The sequence below is a fragment of the Canicola haemoglobinophilus genome (assembly GCF_002015075.1).
GTDB lineage: Bacteria > Pseudomonadota > Gammaproteobacteria > Enterobacterales > Pasteurellaceae > Canicola > Canicola haemoglobinophilus.
Map to the genome: position 1 here is coordinate 194,419 of NZ_MUXZ01000004.1, position 20,077 is coordinate 214,495.

A 20,077-nucleotide genomic window follows, 5' to 3' on the forward strand; every position below is an offset into this window, starting at 1 on the left:
GATCATTGATTAGTTTAAGCAATAAAAGAAAGATAGGATTGTAAAAATTGTTCAAAATCTTCTAAGCCACAGAAAGCGATACTTTCTTCATCGTAATAATGGAAGTCATCTTCTAATTCGTCTTGTTCATCAATAGCTAGATTATTTGCTTTGATCATGACTTCATCTTCATTAATAAAGAGAGAAAACTCACTACCAATCAGGCTAAATTCTTGTTTGCTATGAGATTGTTTGGCTTGTTGTAGGTAATTAAGTGCGGTAGGAATTAATTGAGAATTTAACCGCACTTCTGTATTGAACCAATTTGCTATCGCTTGATGTTCCATAGAAAATTTGACCACGACTTGATCTGGATAGCGAGTAAATTGATAGTCCATAATTTAAATAGTAAAAATATTAAATGCTAAAAGATGAGCCACAACCACAAGTTGTTGAAGCATTTGGGTTGTTTACAATAAATCTCGAACCTTCTAAGCCTTCAGTGTAATCAACAGTGCCGCCGATAAGGTATTGTAAGCTCATAGGATCTACCACTAATTTTACCCCTGAATTTTCGATAACTAAATCGCCGTCATTGGTTTTTTCATCAAAAGTAAAACCATATTGGAAACCGCTACAACCGCCGCCAGTAATGTAAACTCGTAATTTTAATTCGCTATTTTCTTCTTCTGAAATTAAGGTTTTGACCTTATTTGCTGCTGCATCAGTAAATGTTAAAGGAACTGCAATATCTGTCATAATATCTTCCACTAATCTTGCCTTGTATTAAAAATCAGTGGGCTATTATCTAATAACCAACTAAACCATTCAAGATTTATAAAAAATTTAATGTTATAATGCGCCACAAATTTTTTATGACGTAGAGAAGAAATTATGGCAATTCCAATTAGAACAGAAGAAGAAATAGTAAAGTTACGCACTGCTTGTAAATTAGCCTCTGATGTATTGGTCATGATTGAGCCTTATGTTAAGGCAGGTGTAACGACAGGCGAATTAGATCGTCTTTGTCACGAATATATTGTTAACGAACAAAAAGCAATTCCTGCTTGCTTAGGCTATCATGGCTTTCCAAAAGCGACTTGTATTTCTTTAAATGAAGTTGTTTGTCATGGCATCCCAAGTGAAGACAAAGTGCTGAAGCATGGCGATATTGTCAATATTGATGTGACTGTGATTAAAGACGGTTATTTTGGCGATAATTCCAAAATGTATATTGTGGGAGAAACCAATATTCGTAGCCAAAAATTAGTTGAGGCAGCACAAGAAGCCTTATATATTGGTTTGCGAGCGGTAAAACCTGGTGTTCGTTTAAATGAAATTGGGCGAGCAGTACAAAAATATACGGAAAACCAAGGTTTTAGTGTGGTGCGTGAGTATTGTGGACATGGTATTGGTACGGAGTTCCATAGTGATCCTCAAGTGTTGCATTATTATGCTGATGACGGTGGTGTTATTTTGCGTGAAGGCATGGTTTTTACCATTGAACCTATGATTAATGCTGGTAAAAAAGAAGTGCGTTTAATGGGCGATGGTTGGACAGTAAAAACCAAGGATCGTAGCCATTCAGCTCAATATGAACATCAAGTTGTTGTAACCAAAGACGGCTGTGAAGTGATGACAATTCGTGAGGAAGAAGAACAAGCTGGGCGAATTAGTCGAATAATGGTTAATATGTAATTTATCAATTTAGAAATGCAATCTTTCAAGGTTGCATTTCTTTTATTTATTTTTAGGGCAACTTATGTTTTCTTATCTTCCAACTCCCAATCCTACAATCGCAACAATCAAAGCACAGAAAGAGCAACTTAAACAATTTGAATTGGCTCATTTTCAGCAATTATCTGTGGATCAGCTAATTCATAATCGCTCAACCTTTTGTGATCAACTGTTAATTCATTTGTGGCAATATTTCCAATTGGATCAAAGCCATTTAACTCTTATTGCAGTGGGGGGGTATGGGCGAGAAGAGCTTTTTCCTCTGTCCGATTTGGATGTTTTATTGTTAGGGGAAGAGGAGCCTAGTGCTGAATTAGAAGAAAAAATAGCGACTTTTATTCAATTCCTTTGGGATTGCGGGTTTGAGGTTGGCCATTCTGTACGGACTTTAGCACAATGTGAACAAGCTGGACGAGAAGATATTAGTATTGCAACAAATTTATTAGAAAGCCGATATTTATGTGGTCAACAAGATTTATTGCAAAAATTAACCGCACTTTTGCAACAAGAAGACTTTTGGCAAATTGAAGACTTTTTTAACGCTAAAGTCGCTGAAAAAATTGCTCGTCATCAGCGTTATCACAATACTAGCTACAACCTTGAACCAGACTTAAAATACAGTCCCGGTGGCTTGCGTGATTTGCATCTTATTTATTGGCTTGCATTGAAACATACTGGTGCCAAAAATTTAGAGGATATTTTGCATGCTGGCTTTATTTATCCACAAGAATATGCGTTATTGAAAAAAAGCCAGCAATTTTTATTTCAAGTGCGGTTTGCTTTACATTTAATTTTAAAACGCTATGACAATCGTTTGTTATTTGATCGCCAACTTAAAGTGTGCGAGCTGCTTGGTTTTGTCGGTAAAGGAAATCAAGGCGTTGAGAAAATGATGAAAGTCTTTTTCCAAGCGCTACAATCTATTTCAGTATTAAGTGATATTTTAGTTAAGCATTACCAAGAGCATTTTGTGGCTCGTTCACAAATTATTGAACAGCAGGTTTTAGATACAGATTTTTACCTTATTAATAATGGGATTTGTGTTAAAAATCCCGATATTTTTCTGCAAACGCCAGATAAAATACTCGATCTTTTTTATTATTTGACTCAAAGATCTAATACAGAAATTCATTCTGCAACCTTGCGTAAGCTATATATTGCCATTCAACAATTTACAGGGAATTTGTCAGATTTACCTCTTGCCAGAGAAAAATTTTTACGTTTATTTTCACAACCTAATCCTATTTCTCGAGCCTTATTGCCAATGCACAAATATGGCGTATTGAATATTTATTTATCGCAATGGTGTGGAATTAAAGGCTTGATGCAATTTGATTTATTTCATTCTTATACAGTTGATGAGCATACCTTGCGTGTAATGCTGAAATTAGAGGGTTTTTTACAGGATGAAGCAAAACATAGTCATCCTATTTGCCATACTATTTTCTCTGAATTAACAGACCGCACTTTGCTGTACCTTGTTGCCTTATTTCATGATATTGCCAAGGGGCGTGGTGGCGATCATGCGGAATTAGGGGCTGTTGATATGCGTATTTTTGCGCAGCAACATGGATTTGATAATCGAGAAATTGACACTATGGCATGGCTAGTTGAGCAACATTTACTTATGTCGATTACCGCGCAACGCCGAGATATTCATGATCCGCAAGTCATTTTAGATTTTGCTGAAGAAATGAAAAATAAAGTGCGGTTAAATTATTTAACTTGTTTAACTGTGGCGGATATTTGTGCAACCAATGAAACCTTATGGAATAGTTGGAAAAGATCTTTATTTACGACTTTATATCAATACAGCTTAGATCAGTTTAAGCAAGGAATGGACAATTTATTAGATCATCAAAAGAAAGCCGAAGAACATCGCAGACAAGCATGGATTTTGTTGCAGCAAAAATATGGATTTTTGTCGGAAGAACAAATTGAACAACTTTGGCAAGATTTTCCTTGTGAATATTTTTTACGTAATACACCAAAACAAATCGCATGGCATTCAGAATTATTGCTCAATAATGAGCATAATTTCTTAGTTAAGGTGAGTAATCGTTTTTCTTCCGCTGGCACAGAAGTGTTTATTTATTGCCAAGACCAAGCTCATTTATTTTATAAAGTCGCCAGTATTATTGGTGCTAAGAAACTGAGTATTCATGGGGCGCAAATTATCACAGGGACAAATGGTTATGTGTTTGACAGTTTTATCATTACGGAATTAGATGGAAGTTTGTTACAAAATGATCGCCGCCGCCAGTTAGAAAGCGCATTAATAGCAGGATTAGAAAGTGACAAATTACCTAAAGCAATTAGAATGAACAATCATAAATTGCAACATTTTTACGTTAAAACTGAGGTAAGATTTTTAAATGTGCATAAACAAGCACAAACGGAAATGGAGCTTTGTTCCTTAGATAGAGCAGGCTTGTTAGCAGAAATTAGTCAAATATTTACCCAATTAGAGCTGAATTTATTAAATGCAAAAATTTCTACCATTGGGGAAAAAGTAGAGGATTTCTTTATTTTGACTAATAAGCATAATCAAGCCTTAACCGAGCAAGAGCGTTTACTATTGCAAGAACGTATTGAAAGTAGTTTTCGCTAAAGATAAATTTCTACATCGGCTAGATTTTTTATGCTAAAATCCGCACCCGATTTATTTTATTGCCAAATAGGAAAAAGAATGAAAGTTTTAGAAGGTATGGTTGCAGCGCCAAATGCAAAAATTGCTGTTGTTATTGCTCGTTTTAACAGTTTTATTAATGAAAGTTTATTAGAAGGCGCTTTAGATGCGCTTAAACGTATTGGTCAAGTTAAAGAAGAAAATATTACTTTAGTGCGTGCTCCTGGTGCTTATGAATTACCTTTAGTGACTCGCCGTTTAGCAGATAGCAAAAAATATGATGCGATTGTGGCATTAGGTACAGTTATTCGTGGTGGTACTGCGCATTTTGAATATGTGGCAGGCGAGGCGAGTAGTGGCTTGGGACAAGTTGCAATGCAAGCTGAAGTGCCAGTTGCTTTTGGGGTATTAACTACTGAAAATATCGAACAAGCTATTGAGCGTGCAGGTACTAAAGCAGGTAATAAAGGCGCAGAAGCAGCATTAGTTGCATTAGAAATGGTGAATTTATTAGCTCAAATTGACAAGGCGTAATAGATAAAAATGACAGAACAAGTTAAAAAATTATCTCCGCGCCGTAGAGCAAGAGAATGTGCGGTACAAACCCTTTATTCTTGGGCTATTTCAAAAAATGCACCTGAAGAAATAGAATTAAATTTCATTGTGGATCAAGATGACGAAATGAAAGGCGTTGATATGCCGTATTTCAGAAAATTATTTCGCCAAACAGTGAATAATGTTGATGTTGTTGATAGCACAATGGCGCCTTATTTAGATCGTAATACTGCAGAGTTAGATCCAATCGAATGTGCCATTTTACGCTTGGCGGTTTATGAACTGAAATTTGAATTAGACGTCCCTTATAAAGTCGTGATCAATGAGGCGATTGAGGTAGCGAAAGTATTTGGTGCTGAAGAAAGCCATAAATACATCAATGGTGTTTTAGATAAAATTGCTCCCGCACTTTCTCGCAAATAACTATCGTAAATAACTGGGTTTATCAGAATGAGTAATGGCGAATTTGATATTATTCAGCGCTATTTCACCGCATCAAAACGCCTCCAGCGGAAAGATGTGATTGTTTCTATCGGTGATGATTGCGCCATTACTGAACATTACCAAAATCAACGTATCGCAATAACCACTGATACCATGGTAGAAAATACGCATTTTCTACCTTCCATTAAGCCTGCCGATTTAGCTTATAAAGCTGCTGCTACTAATTTAAGTGATCTTGCTGCCATGGGGGCAACGCCAGCATGGTTTTCCCTTGCTATTACTTTGCCTCATGTTGATGAGCAATGGCTGAGTGAATTTAGCCAAAGTTTATTTGATGTATTGGATCATTATAATGTGGCGCTAATTGGTGGCGATACTACTAAAGGCCCTGTTTATACCATCACTATTACTGCTCAAGGCATTGTACCGAAAGGCAAAGCGCTTTGTCGTCATAGTGCACAAGATGGTGATTGGATCTATGTTTCTGGCACTCTCGGAGATAGTGCAGCTGGGCTTGCATTGTTGCTACAAAATGCTGAACAAGAGCAAATGGGGGCACAAAGTGCGGTTACGTTTGAGCAAGAATATTTAATTCAGCGCCATTTGCGCCCAACGCCTCGAGTTTTGCTCGGATTAGAATTAGCAAGTGCGGAGCTAGCCAATGCCGCTATTGATATTTCAGATGGTTTTATTGCGGATTTAGGACATATTCTGCAACGTAGCCAATGTGGGGCAGTGATTGATTTAGACAAGTTGCCTTTGTCTGAACAATTAATCGAAACTGTAGGCTTGGCGCAGGCAGAGAAATTTGCTTTAACAGGCGGAGAGGATTATGAACTTTGCTTTACTGTGCCAGATCGCAATCGTGAAAAGTTAGAGCGAGCTTTAGCGCATATTGGCGTAAATTATAGTTGTGTTGGGCAAATTCGTCATAAACAGCGTATTAGTTTTCAGCGTAATGGAAAACCTGTTGAGCTAGATTCATTACAAGGTTTCGATCATTTTAAATAAGATTTCACTATGGCAGGTAATCCTTTATCTCGTATTTCTTTAACTAATCCCATTCATTTTCTTGCTCTTGGTTTAGGTTCTGGGCTCATTCGACCTGCACCGGGCACTTGGGGTACGCTTGCCGGCTTAATTGTGGGGTGGTTGCTGTTGCAGGTTATGTCCGCATTTTCTTTTGCAATTACCACCGCACTTTGTTTCCTATTAGGTTGCTACCTTTGTCAAAAAACAGCAGATGATATGGGCGTTCATGATCATGGCTCAATTGTTTGGGATGAGTTTGTTGGCATTTTTATCGTATTGCTTGCTATACCTGATTTGTCCTTGCTTTGGTGCAGCATTGCTTTCATTACATTTCGTTTCTTCGATATTTTAAAACCTTACCCTATTCGCTATTTTGATCATAAATTAGAAAGCGGTTTCGGCATTATGCTAGATGATGTTTTGGCAGCCATGTACGCAGTAATCAGTGTTTTTATCTTGCGCTATTTTATGTAAGGATTAATTATGTTGAATTTATTATTAGTTAATTTATTCGGTTTACTGACACCAGGTCCCGATTTTTTCTACATTAGTCGCTTAGCAGCGAGCCATTCTAAAAGAAATGCGATTTGTGCATCTTTTGGTATTAGCTTAGGTTGTTTGGTTTGGGCAACTTCAGCTATTCTTGGTTTAGCCGTTTTATTGACAACTTATCCTAGTTTACAGGGCATTATCATGGTGCTAGGTGGTAGCTATTTGGCTTATCTTGGCATATTAATGGTAAAAACGAATACAAATGTTGAATTTGAAAGCGCTGAACCAGAAAAAAGCTCAAAAACGAGTATTGGCAAAGAGGTTTTAAAAGGATTATTGATTAATCTGTCTAATGCAAAGGCAATTATTTTCTTCAGTAGTGTGATGTCTTTTGTGTTAGTGAATTTAACCGAAACATGGCAAATCATTACCGCACTTTTCTTATTAACTCTTGAAGTTTTTTTATATTTTTCCTTTATTGCGCTTATTTTTTCTCACAAATCGGTAAAAAGATTTTATAGCCAATATAGTCGTTACATTGATAATTTTGCTGGGATCTTTTTTCTTTGTTTTGGTGGATATTTAATTTATAGTGGTTTTTCCTTAGGTCTTGGCAATTGATAAATACAAGGAGGAATACAATGACGTTAAGAATTGGGATTGTTGGTGCTGGCGGTAGAATGGGTCGCCAGTTAATCCAAGCTGTATATAATGCGGAAGGCGTTGAACTTGGCGCAACCTTTGAGCGTACTGGCTCATCTTTAGTCGGGGCTGATGCTGGCGAGTTAGCAGGTATTGGCGCTATTGGGGTTAAAGTCACTGATAATTTAGCGCAAGGAAAAGATAATTTTGATGTATTAATTGATTTTACTCGTCCAGAAGGCACAATTCAGCACTTAGCATTTTGTGTTGAGCAACAAAAAAATATGATTATTGGTACTACTGGATTTGATGAGCAAGGTAAACAAGCGATCCAACAAGCAGCACAGAACATCGCTATTGTTTTTGCCTCAAATTACAGTGTGGGCGTGAATTTAGTGTTTAAGCTCTTAGATAAAGCGGCAAAAGTTATGGGGGATTATTGCGATATTGAAGTAATTGAGGCTCATCATCGCCATAAAGTAGACGCTCCATCTGGCACAGCTTTATCTATGGGCGAGCATATTGCTAAAACCTTAGGCAGAGATTTAAAGACGCATGGGGTATTTGCTCGAGAAGGTATTACTGGCGAGCGTAAACGAGATGAGATTGGTTTTTCTACTATTCGTGCAGCCGATGTTGTGGGCGAGCATACAGTATGGTTTGCGGATATTGGTGAACGGGTAGAAATATCCCATAAAGCCTCTAGCAGAATGACATTTGCCAATGGGGCAGTACGTGCAGCAAAATGGATTTCTTCTAAACAGAAAGGACTTTTTGATATGACTGATGTGTTGGATTTAAATAATCTGTAAGTGCGGTTGAATTTTTTGTATGGTGCAAGGTTTAAAATCTTGCACCATTTTTTATGGGAGTAATTTATATATTTTCAATCTAATGTATTCTGAATTTCAGGCATAAAAAAAGTCGCTCATCGCAACTATCTCTTTCATCATTGTCATCTTTAAATAATGGTGCCCGAGGCCAGACTTGAACTGGCACGCCTCGAAAGGCGAGGGATTTTAAATCCCTTGTGTCTACCGATTTCACCACTCGGGCATCAAGAACGCTGATTTAATTTGGAGCGGGAAACGAGGCTCGAACTCGCGACCCCAACCTTGGCAAGGTTGTGCTCTACCAACTGAGCTATTCCCGCTTAATTATCAGTGCTGCCTGACAACAGGTGTGCATTTTACTGATTTTTGATCTTGAGTCAAATAAAAAATTGCAAAAATTATTCAAGTGATTAAAAATAAATCTGTGTTAAAAGTGTTGTGGTTTTTTATATTAGAATTGAGCGTTTTATCTACATTATTCACTATCAGCTAAAAGGTAATTTTTGGCAATAGCTAAATATTGAAACATCGACCATACAGTTAAGATTGCTGCTATATATAGAAAGATAATAGCTGTAATCTCCATTAATGGATTGTAACGCCATAAAAGTCCACCAAGAGCAAGCATTTGGGAGGCTGTTTTTACTTTACCTAGCCAAGATACAGCCACTTTGCTACGACTACCAAGTTCTGCCATCCATTCTCTTAGCGCTGAAATAATAATCTCACGAGAAATCATGATGATTGCTGGTATAGTTACCCAAAAAGCATTTTGATATTCAACAACTAAGGTTAAAGCTGCAACAACCATCACTTTATCTGCAACAGGATCTAAAAATGCACCAAAAGGTGTGCTTTGGTTCCATCTTCTAGCTAAATATCCATCTAGCCAATCAGTTACTGATGCAATAAAAAAAATAAGTGTTGTTAGAAATGGAGCCCAGCTAAATGGCAAATAAAATGCCAGAATAAAAAAAGGGATTAAAGCAACCCGAAATAAAGTGAGAATAGTTGGAATATTGAATTTCATAATGCGGTTTTGCGTAGAGTAGGGATACGCTGTATTTTAAAGCATATCCCTTATTTTTAAAAGTCGAGTACAACTAACAAAATAAAATAATTAATTATTTTTGATATAGGATTTTAAAGTTTGTTCAATTTCATAGATCCAGTCTAATTCGTATTGCGTAAATCCTGCTTGAATACGAGCATCAGTATTAATGACACCTTTGAAAATCACTATACGATACTTATGCAAGAGCTCCCCAAAACATTTCATTGCATCTAGTTGGCGTTTGGCTGAAAGCGCATGATACCAATGATTTCCAATCGAAACATGGCCAATTTCGTCACGCAAAATAATATCTAAAATTGCCACCGCATCAAAATCTTTGCGCTGTGCAATTTTTTCTTGTAGTACAGGCGTTGCATCTAATCCTCTTACTTCTAAAACTCTGGGCACTAATGCCATTCGTTCCCAAATATCATGTGCTGTTGCTTGAGCCATTTCCCATAGACCCGCATGAGCTTCAAAATTACCATATTGATAACCTAATGTTTTTAAATGCTCATTAATGAGCGCAAAATGAGTACTTTCTTCGCATGCAACCCTAAGCCAATCTTTGATAAAAGGCATGCCTTGATTGAGTTCCTCTTGTGCCTTACGACCAAATCTCCAAGCAGCATCTAAGCCAAGATTTATTGCATTAAATTCAATATGTGCAATGGAGTGTAATGTTGCAGCATAGCCTTCATTTGTAGCAAAAGAACGTTTAGGTACATCTTTAGGCGCAACAAGTGATGGTTTAGTTGGAATTCCAACGATATCTTGTTCTGGTACTACAATCGGAAAATCTTCTAGTTTATCTAAAGTGATGTTAGGTAAAATTTCATCATATAAGTAGTTAACTAATCGACATTTTTCATAAGGATCTGTTTCTGCTAAGGCTGTTTTGATTTTTTGCCAGAATTCTTGAACTGAAAGTGCGGTCATATTTTTCCTTGTTTGAATAGAATAATCTTTAGCCGCTCAAAGTATAATTATCAGAGAAAGATTTGCAATCGGAATTTGCTTATAGGATAATGTGCGCCATTAACCGTTCGGTTAATTCTATGGAAACCTTTTCGGTTCCTCGCAATAGTGTCTGGTTTACCTGGTCAGGTTCGGAAGAAAGCAGCCAAAGTCAGAATTTCTGTGTGCCGAGATCAAGCTGGAAAGGTTTCCGCCCATCAAGCCAATATCAAAATCACTTACAAAAAAAGCAACTTTTCAGTTGCCTTTGTTTTGCTTATTTCATTCCTTTGTTTATAAATCCTAAAGGTTTTTGTAGCTAATAATTGTATTACCGCAGTCAAATTAAACATTTTTTCCAGTGTCCTTGATTTTTTTTTTTTTTTTTTTACAATAAGGAAGTTTATTCAAATTTTTAAGGAATGCATTTAATGGAACATTTCGGCTTCCCTATCGAAACAATTATTGTTTTTTTCAGCGTTATTCTGCTCTCCGTTTACCTCGATTTATTTGCTCACCGCAATACCAAAGAAATTAGCGTTAAAGATGCGACACTTTGGTCTCTTTTCTGGATTGGGCTCGCTTTAGCTTTTTATGCCTATTTGTGGATTCGCTTTAGTAAAAATGATGCCGATCTCTATCTTGCTGGTTATGTATTAGAGAAAAGTTTGTCGGTAGATAACCTAATGGTATTCATGGCAATTTTTTCATCCTTTGGTATCACAGGAAAACTACAACATCGCATTCTATACTGGGGAATTGTGGGAGCCTTAATCTTCCGAGCAATCTTTGTTGTTGCTGGAACCGCTCTTTTCTCTTTAAGTCCTTGGATTGGTTTTGGTTTTGCTGCATTTGTAATCTGGAGCGGTTGGAAAATGTTGGCAAGCAGTGGCGATGATGATGAAGAAATTGAAGATTATTCAAACCACTGGAGTGTTCTCTGGACGGGGAAAGTAATGCCCGTTTATACCAAATTATTTGGTGATCGTTTCTTAGTAAAACATTCCGAACTTTCAGAAGAACAGATTGCTTCAACTACTCGTAAAGGTTTACGTTATGTTACACCCGCATTCCTATGCCTAATGGCAATTGAAACCTCTGATGTTGCTTTTGCCTTTGACTCCGTTCCAGCTGTAATTGCGGTAACTCAAGAACCACTACTTGTTTATGCGGCAATGATCTTCGCTATTCTTGGTTTGCGTAGTCTTTACTTTATTTTAGCAGCATTAACGAAATATCTTGTTCACCTTGAGAAAGCCGTTATTGCTTTACTCTTCTTTATCGGTGTCAAAATGGGTATCCAATCTTGGAATCATGCTCTTGGTGATACAGGTATTCATATTAGCCCAAATATGAGTCTCTATATTGTACTTGGTACATTAGCAGTTGGCGTTATTGCTTCACTCATTTTCCCAGAGAAAAAATCTGAAGAATAAGGATATTTTATGTTTGTAAAAAATTTAACAATTTTAACCGCTTGTTTAGGTTTTATGAGTGTAGCGGTTGCTCAACGTTATACCGCTCCACCAACATCTTCAACAACAGGGTACGTCCCTGTCATTAGCGATCAACAAATGGAACAATGCGTGGAAATTTATAACCAAGCGAAGTGGTTAGATGAAGAATTATCTCGCACTTCGGTTAATCAATATTCAAGCTACGAAGTGAATGCTTATAACCAAAAAGCGGATAAACATAGACAACTAACTTCTTGGTTTAATCAGAACTGTGCAGGTAAACAATCTCAATCTGCATGTAAGGCCGCTCAAGAATTAAATCGTAAGAATGGTTTACCAACACAATCTTGTTATTGATGATATATGAATTGATTAGGAGAACATTATGCGTCGTTTACCCGTTTATTTATTAGTAGATACTTCTGGCTCAATGATGGGCGAGGCAATTGAGTCTGTTAGAAATGGATTGCAGATGTTGGTATCAGCTTTACGTCAAGATCCTTATGCTTTGGAAACAGCTTATTTATCTGTGATTACATTTAACACCACAGCAAAACAAGTGACACCATTAACAGAATTAATGAGTTTCCAAATTCCTGATTTACAAGCGAGTGGCGTTACTGCAATGGGTGGTGCTTTAAGTTTACTTGTAGACTGTATCAATAGAGAGGTGCAAAAAGGCTCTTCGGAAGTGAAGGGAGATTGGAAACCTGTTGTGTTCTTACTTTCAGATGGTCTACCTACCGATGATTTACAACAAGGCATCAATGCTATCCGCACAGTAAAAACAGGTACTTTTGTTGCATGTGCCGCAGGTGCTGGTGCGGATACGAATGTGTTAAAGCAAATTACAGAAAGTGTCGTTTCTCTTGATACAGCAGATGCAAATTCTATCAAAGCTTTCTTTAAATGGGTTTCCGCTTCCATTTCGGTATCTAGCCAAAAAGTTGACTTAAATAAGAAAGATGTAAGTGGTTTAGGTGAATTACCTCCACCGCCAGCAGAACTGAATATTGTACTTTAACCTTATTTAGACGGCGGAAGTTATTTCCGTCTTCTATATCTACCACATCTACAACGTTTATTTGGTTTTATTATGTCTAGACGACTTCTCACCTATATTTGTATTGATACTTCAGGCTCAATGAAAGGAGAGCCAATAGAAGCAGTGAATGTTGGTTTGCAATCACTTCTTTCTGCGTTGCGTCAAAATCCTTATGCATTGGAAAGCGTTTATCTCTCTATTTCAACCTTTGATAATCAGATTAAAAATGTTTTACCTCTAACCGCACTTGAAGACGTTATCTTACCAACAATTAGTTGCCCAGATAGTGGGGCGACCTTCTTAGGTAAAATGTTGGAAGAGTTAGCAAGTGCGGTAAAAAAAGATCGTATTTTAGGTACAGAAACTCAAAAAGGCGATTGGCGTCCTATACTTATTTTACTCACCGATGGTAAACCTTCTGATGTGATGGCTTATGAGCAAGCTATTCCAGCAGTGAAATCGCTCAATTTTGGCAACATTGTGGCTTGTGCTGCTGGCCCCAAAGCTGATCCAAAAGTATTAAAGAAACTGACTGATACAGTGGTGTCGTTAGATACGATGGATGCCAACAGTTTTGCACAATTCTTCCAATGGGTTTCAGCTTCTGTTGCTCAAACCAGTGTTAGCGTTGGAGCACCTGCGAATAGTTCCCTTCCTCCTCCTCCAACAGAAATTAACATAGTGTTATAGGAGATTTTATGCGTCGTTTACCTGTGTATCTCGTCATTGATATTTCTGAGAGTATGGTGGGAGAAAATCTCCGCCAAATGCAAGAAGGAATGAGCCGATTAGTCAACCAGCTACGTCGTGACCCTTACGCCTTAGAAAGTGTTTATCTCTCGGTAATTGCTTTTGCTGGTGCAGCTGGAACATTAGCCCCTTTAACCGAGCTTGTTAGTTTTTATCCTCCCCGTTTACCGATTGGTTCTGGCACATCAATTGGTACAGCGTTAAATCATCTAATGGACTGTTTAGATAAAGACATTATTCGCAACACTGCCGAGAAAAAAGGTGATTGGAAGCCGCTTGTTTATTTTATGTCAGATGGAGCAAGTACTGATGACACTAATTCAGCAATTGTTCGTTGGAAAAATAGCTATTCGCATAGAGCGAAGCTGATCAATATTGGTATAGGAAAGTATGCAGATCTTTCTACCTTAAATGAAATTAGTGATCTCACTTATCGTTTAGATGATGCGGATATTGAACAAGTCTATCGTGCACTTTGCGAATCTGTTGCAGATTCTATTTTAAGCCAAAGTCGCTCATTAGGTGTAGACACTCCAGTTTCGTTGAACAAAGACATTTTAGAAAGCGGTGCAGTTTCTTTAGTAAAAAATAGCGAAGAAGCCACCGCTCTTGACGAGAATTACGCCATTATTACTGGACTTTGTCGCAAGGTTAAACTGCCTTATTTAATGAAATATGAACGCATAGAGAATGTTTCATTTGGAGAGGCAATATTCCAGTATGTTGGAACTTATGCCGCAGAGAAAGATTATGAAGATTGGTCAGATCATCGAGTAAACCACAACAAAATTGCTGCGTCGCAACTTTGGGGTGGTGGTGGATGCCCACATTGCGGTTCTCCGTTTGGGCTGTCCGTTTGCGATTGTGGGCAAATATTTTGTACTGAGGGGGAGGGCGAGGTGGTTTGCCCTAGTTGCCAACAAAGTCTCTATATGAGTAGTGGTGAAGGCGATTTTGATATTACCCGATCAAGAGGTTAAACGATGCAAAAAGCCAGTGATTATTTTAAACAATTTGAACAATGGTTAGCAAAAGCAGATGCGAATTCGCTTGATGCATTTATCAATCAATATGAATACCTCGTTCGTCATTTGGTTGAACTAACAAATCAATTTAGCAATATAACTTCCTTAGATACGGAACAAAATATGTATATGACGCCTAGTGAGAAAACACCTGTTCAGACAAAATTAGCAGTGATCAATTTAGAGAATGCGAAACAAGATGAATTTTACGTTTGCTATCAACGTGATGATTTTATCGTTAAAGATGTCAGTTTTTCTAAGGAATGTGGCTTAATATGGAATACAGAGAAAAGGGCCATTGAAGGCATGCCGACTGAAAGTGGCGAAGTTATCGTTTCATTCTTACTTGAGGATGGAACGACAGTTCAATCTACGCTGTTTATCAACCCAAATCCAAAGAAACTATGGAACAACATTCCATCAGATCCTCAAAGTCGTTTTTGGAAACCAGATAATGCCAGCCATAAGATGGATACGCCGCAAGGTACATTGATTGCTGCTCGTCAACGTGGGCGTTCTCATGCGCATAAAGGCACTTGTTGTGATGATGATTTTGCTCTTGCTTACCATCAACCAACAGGCATTCATTTCTTAGCTGTTGCAGATGGTGCTGGAAGTGCGGAGTTTTCTCGAGAAGGTTCTAAAGTTGCTGTTAATGCTGCCAAAGAAAAAGTCATTGAATTACTTAATCTACCAGAAAAAAGTTACAAAGCATTCCCCGAGTTTTTAACTGAGGAAAGTCTCAAATTTGTTACACAGGGTGTTTTTAACAATGCAGTACAAGCGGCATTTTTAGCCCAACAAAAAACGGCCACTGATGCTGCTATAGAGCTGAAATCACTTTCTTGTACCTTATTACTCGCTTTTACCCTGCCTTTGAACGACAACCGTTGGTTTACTGCTTGTTATTGGATTGGTGATGGAGCCTCTGCCATTTTTAGCCCTGCACAAGCGGAAGTAAAAATATTGGGTGAAGTGGATGCTGGTCAATATTCAGGGGAAACGCAGTTTTTAACCTCAAATGAGGCAAACTCAGATCAAATTATTAAGCGTATTTATACGGATATTCGAGATTATCCTCCACTATTAATGCTAATGACAGATGGTGTGTCTGATCCTAAATTCCAAACAGATGCTCAGTTACAAAATCCTGAAAAGTGGCAACAATTCTGGGTTGAGTTGAATGAACCTTTAGTAAATAAAGAGGCAGAAAAAGCATTAGAAGAATGGTTAGATTTCTTTTCTAAAGGGGAACACGATGACCGTACACTCGCTATGTTCATTCCCTCATCAATTTATACAGAAATACGTAACAACAAAGAGCAATCTGTAGGAACTATTTCACAAACAATAGAGGATAAAATTGATGGCGTAGTTGAGGCAGACTCTATTGCAAAAGAAGTTGTAAATATTTCAGCAGAGGCTACCGCTTGTATAGAAAGTGAAAGCAAAGAGGCATTACAGGAGAAGATCTCTAATATTTCATTAGATGAAATATCAGTCTCACAGATCAAAATTACCTTGGTAAAAGCAAGTGACCAAGGAGGAGTGGCGTGAGCAAAATTATCACATTAACGGCTACAAATGGTGAAATGATCCAATTTGTCGATGAGGTCAAGGCACAAGGGGGAATGAAAGATGTTATGTTCTCTCCCAATAAAGATTATGTTGTTGCCTTTTTCCGTGAGCCTGCTGATCCCGCAACAAAAGAGCGGTTAGAAATAATTACGGGTACTTACCGAGAGCGTATCTTTAATCAAGAAGGCGGAGAGTATCTTAAAAAATTATTTTGCTGGCCAACAGCCGTTGTTGAACATAATGGTAAGTTAGGTGTGGTGAGCCCTTTTTATCGTAACTGCTTTTTCTTTGAATATGGTAGTCGTAATAACGATATGCTTGGTATTAAAGGAAAGGATAAAGATGGAAAGTGGTTTGCTAGTAGCAGTAACCGTAATAAGTTTCTTGATCCTAAAGAGCTTGGCGATTGGATGTTACATCTAAAAGTATGCTTAATGTTGGCTAGAGCCGTTCGCCGTATGCATATGGCAGGTTTAAGCCATAGCGACTTAGGCTATAAAAACTGTTTAATTGATCCAACAACTGGGCAGGCGTGCCTGATTGATATTGATGGTTTAGTCGTGCCTGGAAAGCATCCTCCAACGGTTGTAGGTACACCAGATTTTATCGCCCCTGAAGTGGTAGCCACGCAATATTTAGATAGAAGTGATCCAAAACGTAAGCTTCCAAGTAGAACTACGGATCTACATGCTTTGGCTGTATTGATCTATATGTATCTTCTCTATCGACATCCGCTTCGGGGAGATAAGGTTTTTGATACAAATGACAGTCAAAGAGATGAAGAGCTTGGAATGGGTGAAAAAGCACTCTTTATTGAGCATCCTATCGATAAAAGCAACCGTATCAAAACACAGGGCTTAAAACCGAGCGAATTGCCTTGGAAGGATACAGATAAAATTCCTTATACCGTTACGGGTATTTATCTAAGTAAATTATTTGAAAGAGCCTTTATTGATAGTTTACACAATCCTCATCAACGTCCAACGGCAGATGAATGGGAACAAGCATTGGTTAAAACTGTAGATCTATTACAGCCTTGCCACAATCCTGATTGTGAGCAGAAATGGTATGCCTTTGATAATTCAACGAAACCGAAATGCCCATTCTGTGGAACAGCACACAAAGGGAAACTTCCCGTTCTTAATCTTTATTCGGCAGCACCCAACGGCAGCTATCGTCCAGATAATCATCGAATTATGGTTTATAGCGGTCAATCTCTATTTAAGTGGCATTCAGATAATCGAGTATTTCCAAATGAAAAATTAAAAACAGAAGATACCAAACGGGTAGGGTATTTTGTTGAACATCAAGGAAGTTGGTGGCTAGTCAATGAAAACCTTCCAGAAATGTTTGATGTAAATAATAAGTCTGCTATTCCGATAGGTGAAAAAATTAAACTCGAACAAGATGTCAAAATCCTTCTACAAAAAGGAGAAGGAGGTAGATTGTTGATGGTACAAATGGCAGGTAACTAATTTCTTACTTAATTAATACAAATAAGGAGTAAAAATGGCAATTTCATTAAGTAAAGGACAAAACGTCTCGTTAAGTAAAACAGCTCCAAGTTTAAAAAATGTTCTGATTGGATTGGGCTGGGATGCTCGTTCTACGGATGGGCAAGATTTTGACTTAGATGCAAGCATATTTCTTGTTGGGGAAAATGGCAAAGTGCTATCAGATAGTCACTTTATATTTTATAACCAACTACTTTCACCTTGTGGTGCTGTAGAACATACAGGAGATAATTTAACGGGTGATGGAGACGGCGACGATGAAAGTGTGATTGTGCGTTTAGATCAGGTTCAAACCAGTGTTAAATCATTATTTGTTACTGTGACGATCCACGATGCGGATGCTCGTAAACAGAATTTTGGTCAAGTGAGCAATGCTTTTGTTCGCTTAGTTAATCATGAGACGGGTGAAGAGGTTGTTCGCTTTGATTTATCCGAAGATTACAGCACAGAAACTGCAATGGTATTTGGTGAGGTGTATCGCCACAATGGAGAATGGAAATTCCGTGCGATTGGTCAAGGATATGCTGGAGGTTTATATGCCTTATGCCAACAATATGGTGTTAATGTAGGCTAAATTAAGGAGAAAAATATGAGTTTAACCCTTGAAAAAGGTCAAAATATTTCTTTAAATAAAGTTGATCCTGGATTACAAAATGTCATTATTGGATTAGGTTGGGATGCAAGATCAACCGATGGTCAGCCCTTCGATCTTGATGCTAGCATCTTTATGGTTAATGAAACTGAAAAAGTACCTTCTAACGGATATTTCGTTTTTTACAACCAAGCAAAATCACCTTGCGGATCAATTATTTACTCTGGCGATAATTTGACAGGAGACGGCGATGGTGATGATGAAACTTTGACAGTAAATCTTAGCTCGGTTGATCCTCAAGTTAAATCACTTTTTATTACAGTTACTATTCATCAAGCAGAAGAACGTAAGCAAAATTTCGGACAAGTGCGTAATGCTTTTGTTCGTCTTGTTAATCAGGATACGGGAAGAGAAGTTGTTCGTTTTGATCTTTCTGAAGATTACAGTATCGAAACTGCGATGATTTTTGGTGAACTTTATCGCCATAATGGAGAGTGGAAATTTAGAGCTATAGGACAAGGGTTATCTGGCGGTCTATTAGGACTATGTCAGCAATATGGTGTAGTTTTGGGATAAAAAGGAATAAAAAAATGGCAATTAGTTTACAAAAAGGGCAAAAAATCTCTTTAGAAAAAGAAGCAGGGCAAACGCTTACTCGTATCATTATGGGACTTGGTTGGGATGCAGCTAAAAAAGGGGGATTATTCGGGCTATTCGGAAGTAACAATAGCATTGACTTAGATGCGTCGTGTTTACTATTTAATGACAAAAAAGAACGAGTTGATGTTGTTTGGTTTCGTCAATTAACAAGCCAAAGATGGTAGTATTAAACACACTGGTGATAACCGTACAGGCGATGGAGATGGCGATGATGAACAAATTATCGTAGATTTAAATCGAGTTCCAAACTATGTTACTGCGTTAGTATTTACTGTAAATAATTTTACTGGACAAAATTTTGAGAAGGTTAGTAATGCCTATTGTCGCATTGTGAATGGATCGAATAATAAGGAAATCGCTCGTTATAACCTATCAGCACAAGGTTCTCATACTGCACAAATTATGGCTAAAGTTTATCGTCATAATGGTGAATGGAAAATGCATGCCATTGGTGAAAATGGCTATGGTAGAACAGTTGCAGATTTACTTACGGGTATTATTCCTCATCTTTAAATAAACAAATAAGAGCCTTATCCATCGGATAGTGGCTCTTTTAACTTTCTTTATAAAGATATGTGGGTTTAGGTTTTATCACGTTTTTGTCGAGAGAAATTTGTCATATTGTCCACCTTTAACATAGCAAAAGCCAAGAGCAAAATCTGAGCTTTCTACTTTTATGTTTTAACTTTGTTCTTTCACTGCTTCCAATGCACGTAATGCATAAGTGTAAGCTGCTCCTGCATTTAGCGCGATTGCCGTTGCTAATGCACCCGCAATTTCGCTATCAGTTGCGCCTGCTTTAGCCGCTTTTTCTGCGTGCACGCTAATACAGCTTTCGCAACGTGTAGTAATGGCTACAGCAATAGCAATAAGTTCACGAGTTTTTTCATCAAGTGCTTCCGCCGCCGCAGCTTGATCTAAGCCGATATAAGCTTGTAGCATTTTAGGATGTGCTTTACCTAATTCGCCGAAAGATTTTTTAACATGAGCTGTATGCTCTTTCCAATCTGTAAATGTTGTCATAAGAATGTCCTCTTTGTTAATAACGTTTTGTTTTATAGTATTAACCTTTCTTTTATGACAAAATTGCCACAAAAGAGCG

General features: G+C 37.7%; 24 protein-coding genes, 2 tRNA genes and 1 other RNA gene. 20 read left to right on the forward strand and 7 right to left on the reverse strand.

All coding sequences use genetic code 11. The features are described from left to right. Nucleotides 1–14: 14 nt before the first annotated feature. Together B0186_RS01445 and erpA are read right to left on the reverse strand one after the other, a co-directional pair. Nucleotides 15–377 (reverse strand): YacL family protein, encoded by a 363-nt coding sequence (locus B0186_RS01445; protein ID WP_078217607.1) that lies wholly within the window; start codon nucleotides 375–377, stop codon nucleotides 15–17. 19 nt (nucleotides 378–396) lie between these two features. After that, nucleotides 397–738 carry an iron-sulfur cluster insertion protein ErpA gene (gene erpA, locus B0186_RS01450; RefSeq protein ID WP_078217608.1) on the reverse strand — a complete coding sequence of 114 codons (342 nt, stop codon included), beginning with the start codon at nucleotides 736–738 and terminating at the stop codon, nucleotides 397–399. 135 nt (nucleotides 739–873) lie between these two features. On the opposite strand from erpA, the gene map reads away from it, so the two are divergent. The 8 genes from map (at nucleotide 874) to dapB (ending at nucleotide 8,322) form a co-directional block, all read left to right on the forward strand. Then, nucleotides 874–1,677, forward strand: a complete 804-nt coding sequence (gene map / locus B0186_RS01455; RefSeq protein WP_078217609.1) for a type I methionyl aminopeptidase — start codon at nucleotides 874–876, stop codon at nucleotides 1,675–1,677. 64 nt (nucleotides 1,678–1,741) lie between these two features. Further along, on the forward strand, nucleotides 1,742–4,327 hold the full coding sequence (gene glnD / locus B0186_RS01460) for a bifunctional uridylyltransferase/uridylyl-removing protein GlnD (protein ID WP_078217610.1): 2,586 nt from the start codon (nucleotides 1,742–1,744) through the stop codon (nucleotides 4,325–4,327). 78 nt (nucleotides 4,328–4,405) lie between these two features. Continuing rightward, nucleotides 4,406–4,879, forward strand: coding sequence for a 6,7-dimethyl-8-ribityllumazine synthase (ribH, locus tag B0186_RS01465; RefSeq protein WP_078217611.1), 474 nt, complete (start codon nucleotides 4,406–4,408; stop codon nucleotides 4,877–4,879). A gap of 9 nt (nucleotides 4,880–4,888) precedes the next feature. After that, entirely contained in the window at nucleotides 4,889–5,323 is a 435-nt protein-coding gene (gene nusB, locus B0186_RS01470; RefSeq protein ID WP_078217612.1) for a transcription antitermination factor NusB, read from the forward strand. Nucleotides 5,324–5,350: 27 nt separating this feature from the next. Beyond that, nucleotides 5,351–6,355 carry a thiamine-phosphate kinase gene (gene thiL / locus B0186_RS01475; protein ID WP_078217613.1) on the forward strand — a complete coding sequence of 335 codons (1,005 nt, stop codon included), beginning with the start codon at nucleotides 5,351–5,353 and terminating at the stop codon, nucleotides 6,353–6,355. Nucleotides 6,356–6,364: 9 nt separating this feature from the next. Beyond that, nucleotides 6,365–6,850: a phosphatidylglycerophosphatase A family protein gene (locus tag B0186_RS01480; protein WP_078217614.1), complete on the forward strand. Its 486-nt coding sequence runs from the start codon at nucleotides 6,365–6,367 to the stop codon at nucleotides 6,848–6,850. Nucleotides 6,851–6,859: 9 nt separating this feature from the next. Further along, on the forward strand, nucleotides 6,860–7,489 hold the full coding sequence (locus B0186_RS01485) for a LysE family transporter (RefSeq protein ID WP_078217615.1): 630 nt from the start codon (nucleotides 6,860–6,862) through the stop codon (nucleotides 7,487–7,489). Nucleotides 7,490–7,509: 20 nt separating this feature from the next. Continuing rightward, nucleotides 7,510–8,322, forward strand: a complete 813-nt coding sequence (gene dapB, locus B0186_RS01490) for a 4-hydroxy-tetrahydrodipicolinate reductase (protein WP_078217616.1) — start codon at nucleotides 7,510–7,512, stop codon at nucleotides 8,320–8,322. Nucleotides 8,323–8,479: 157 nt separating this feature from the next. On the opposite strand, the gene B0186_RS01495 is transcribed toward dapB, so the two are convergent. From B0186_RS01495 to B0186_RS01510, 4 genes are all read right to left on the reverse strand, one after another. Beyond that, nucleotides 8,480–8,566 (reverse strand) — tRNA-Leu (locus B0186_RS01495). A 21-nt stretch (nucleotides 8,567–8,587) separates the two neighbouring features. Further along, nucleotides 8,588–8,663: transfer RNA gene (locus tag B0186_RS01500), tRNA-Gly, on the reverse strand. Between the two features lie 155 nt (nucleotides 8,664–8,818). Continuing rightward, nucleotides 8,819–9,373: a CDP-diacylglycerol--glycerol-3-phosphate 3-phosphatidyltransferase gene (gene pgsA, locus B0186_RS01505; RefSeq protein WP_078217617.1), complete on the reverse strand. Its 555-nt coding sequence runs from the start codon at nucleotides 9,371–9,373 to the stop codon at nucleotides 8,819–8,821. A gap of 90 nt (nucleotides 9,374–9,463) precedes the next feature. Next, nucleotides 9,464–10,336, reverse strand: a complete 873-nt coding sequence (locus B0186_RS01510) for a ferritin-like domain-containing protein (RefSeq protein ID WP_078217618.1) — start codon at nucleotides 10,334–10,336, stop codon at nucleotides 9,464–9,466. A 128-nt stretch (nucleotides 10,337–10,464) separates the two neighbouring features. Here B0186_RS01510 and ffs point away from each other — a divergent pair. The 12 genes from ffs to B0186_RS12130 all read left to right on the forward strand — a co-directional run bounded on the left by ffs (nucleotide 10,465) and on the right by B0186_RS12130 (nucleotide 19,488). Further along, nucleotides 10,465–10,563: signal recognition particle sRNA small type (gene ffs, locus B0186_RS01515), an RNA gene on the forward strand. A 222-nt stretch (nucleotides 10,564–10,785) separates the two neighbouring features. Further along, entirely contained in the window at nucleotides 10,786–11,790 is a 1,005-nt protein-coding gene (locus tag B0186_RS01520) for a TerC family protein (protein ID WP_078217619.1), read from the forward strand. Nucleotides 11,791–11,799: 9 nt separating this feature from the next. Further along, entirely contained in the window at nucleotides 11,800–12,168 is a 369-nt protein-coding gene (locus B0186_RS01525) for a stress protein, tellurium resistance protein TerZ (protein WP_078217620.1), read from the forward strand. 28 nt (nucleotides 12,169–12,196) lie between these two features. Continuing rightward, entirely contained in the window at nucleotides 12,197–12,835 is a 639-nt protein-coding gene (locus B0186_RS01530) for a vWA domain-containing protein (RefSeq protein WP_078217621.1), read from the forward strand. A gap of 72 nt (nucleotides 12,836–12,907) precedes the next feature. Beyond that, nucleotides 12,908–13,546, forward strand: coding sequence for a vWA domain-containing protein (locus B0186_RS01535; protein ID WP_078217622.1), 639 nt, complete (start codon nucleotides 12,908–12,910; stop codon nucleotides 13,544–13,546). A gap of 8 nt (nucleotides 13,547–13,554) precedes the next feature. Further along, nucleotides 13,555–14,586, forward strand: a complete 1,032-nt coding sequence (locus B0186_RS01540) for a TerY-C metal binding domain-containing protein (protein ID WP_078217623.1) — start codon at nucleotides 13,555–13,557, stop codon at nucleotides 14,584–14,586. A 3-nt stretch (nucleotides 14,587–14,589) separates the two neighbouring features. After that, complete coding sequence (locus tag B0186_RS01545) at nucleotides 14,590–16,188, forward strand: PP2C family serine/threonine-protein phosphatase (protein ID WP_078217624.1); 1,599 nt, start codon at nucleotides 14,590–14,592, stop codon at nucleotides 16,186–16,188. Next, on the forward strand, nucleotides 16,185–17,684 hold the full coding sequence (locus B0186_RS01550; protein ID WP_078217625.1) for a helix-hairpin-helix domain-containing protein: 1,500 nt from the start codon (nucleotides 16,185–16,187) through the stop codon (nucleotides 17,682–17,684). The genes B0186_RS01545 and B0186_RS01550 overlap by 4 nt, the downstream gene beginning before the upstream one ends. Nucleotides 17,685–17,718: 34 nt before the next feature. After that, nucleotides 17,719–18,297, forward strand: coding sequence for a TerD family protein (locus tag B0186_RS01555; protein ID WP_078217626.1), 579 nt, complete (start codon nucleotides 17,719–17,721; stop codon nucleotides 18,295–18,297). A gap of 15 nt (nucleotides 18,298–18,312) precedes the next feature. After that, nucleotides 18,313–18,891, forward strand: a complete 579-nt coding sequence (locus B0186_RS01560; protein ID WP_078217627.1) for a TerD family protein — start codon at nucleotides 18,313–18,315, stop codon at nucleotides 18,889–18,891. Between the two features lie 14 nt (nucleotides 18,892–18,905). Next, nucleotides 18,906–19,139, forward strand: coding sequence for a TerD family protein (locus B0186_RS12125; protein ID WP_268875267.1), 234 nt, complete (start codon nucleotides 18,906–18,908; stop codon nucleotides 19,137–19,139). Nucleotide 19,140: 1 nt separating this feature from the next. Then, complete coding sequence (locus B0186_RS12130) at nucleotides 19,141–19,488, forward strand: TerD family protein (protein WP_268875268.1); 348 nt, start codon at nucleotides 19,141–19,143, stop codon at nucleotides 19,486–19,488. A gap of 168 nt (nucleotides 19,489–19,656) precedes the next feature. On the opposite strand, the gene B0186_RS01570 is transcribed toward B0186_RS12130, so the two are convergent. After that, nucleotides 19,657–19,998, reverse strand: a complete 342-nt coding sequence (locus tag B0186_RS01570) for a carboxymuconolactone decarboxylase family protein (protein WP_078217628.1) — start codon at nucleotides 19,996–19,998, stop codon at nucleotides 19,657–19,659. Between the last annotated feature and the right edge of the window lie 79 nt (nucleotides 19,999–20,077).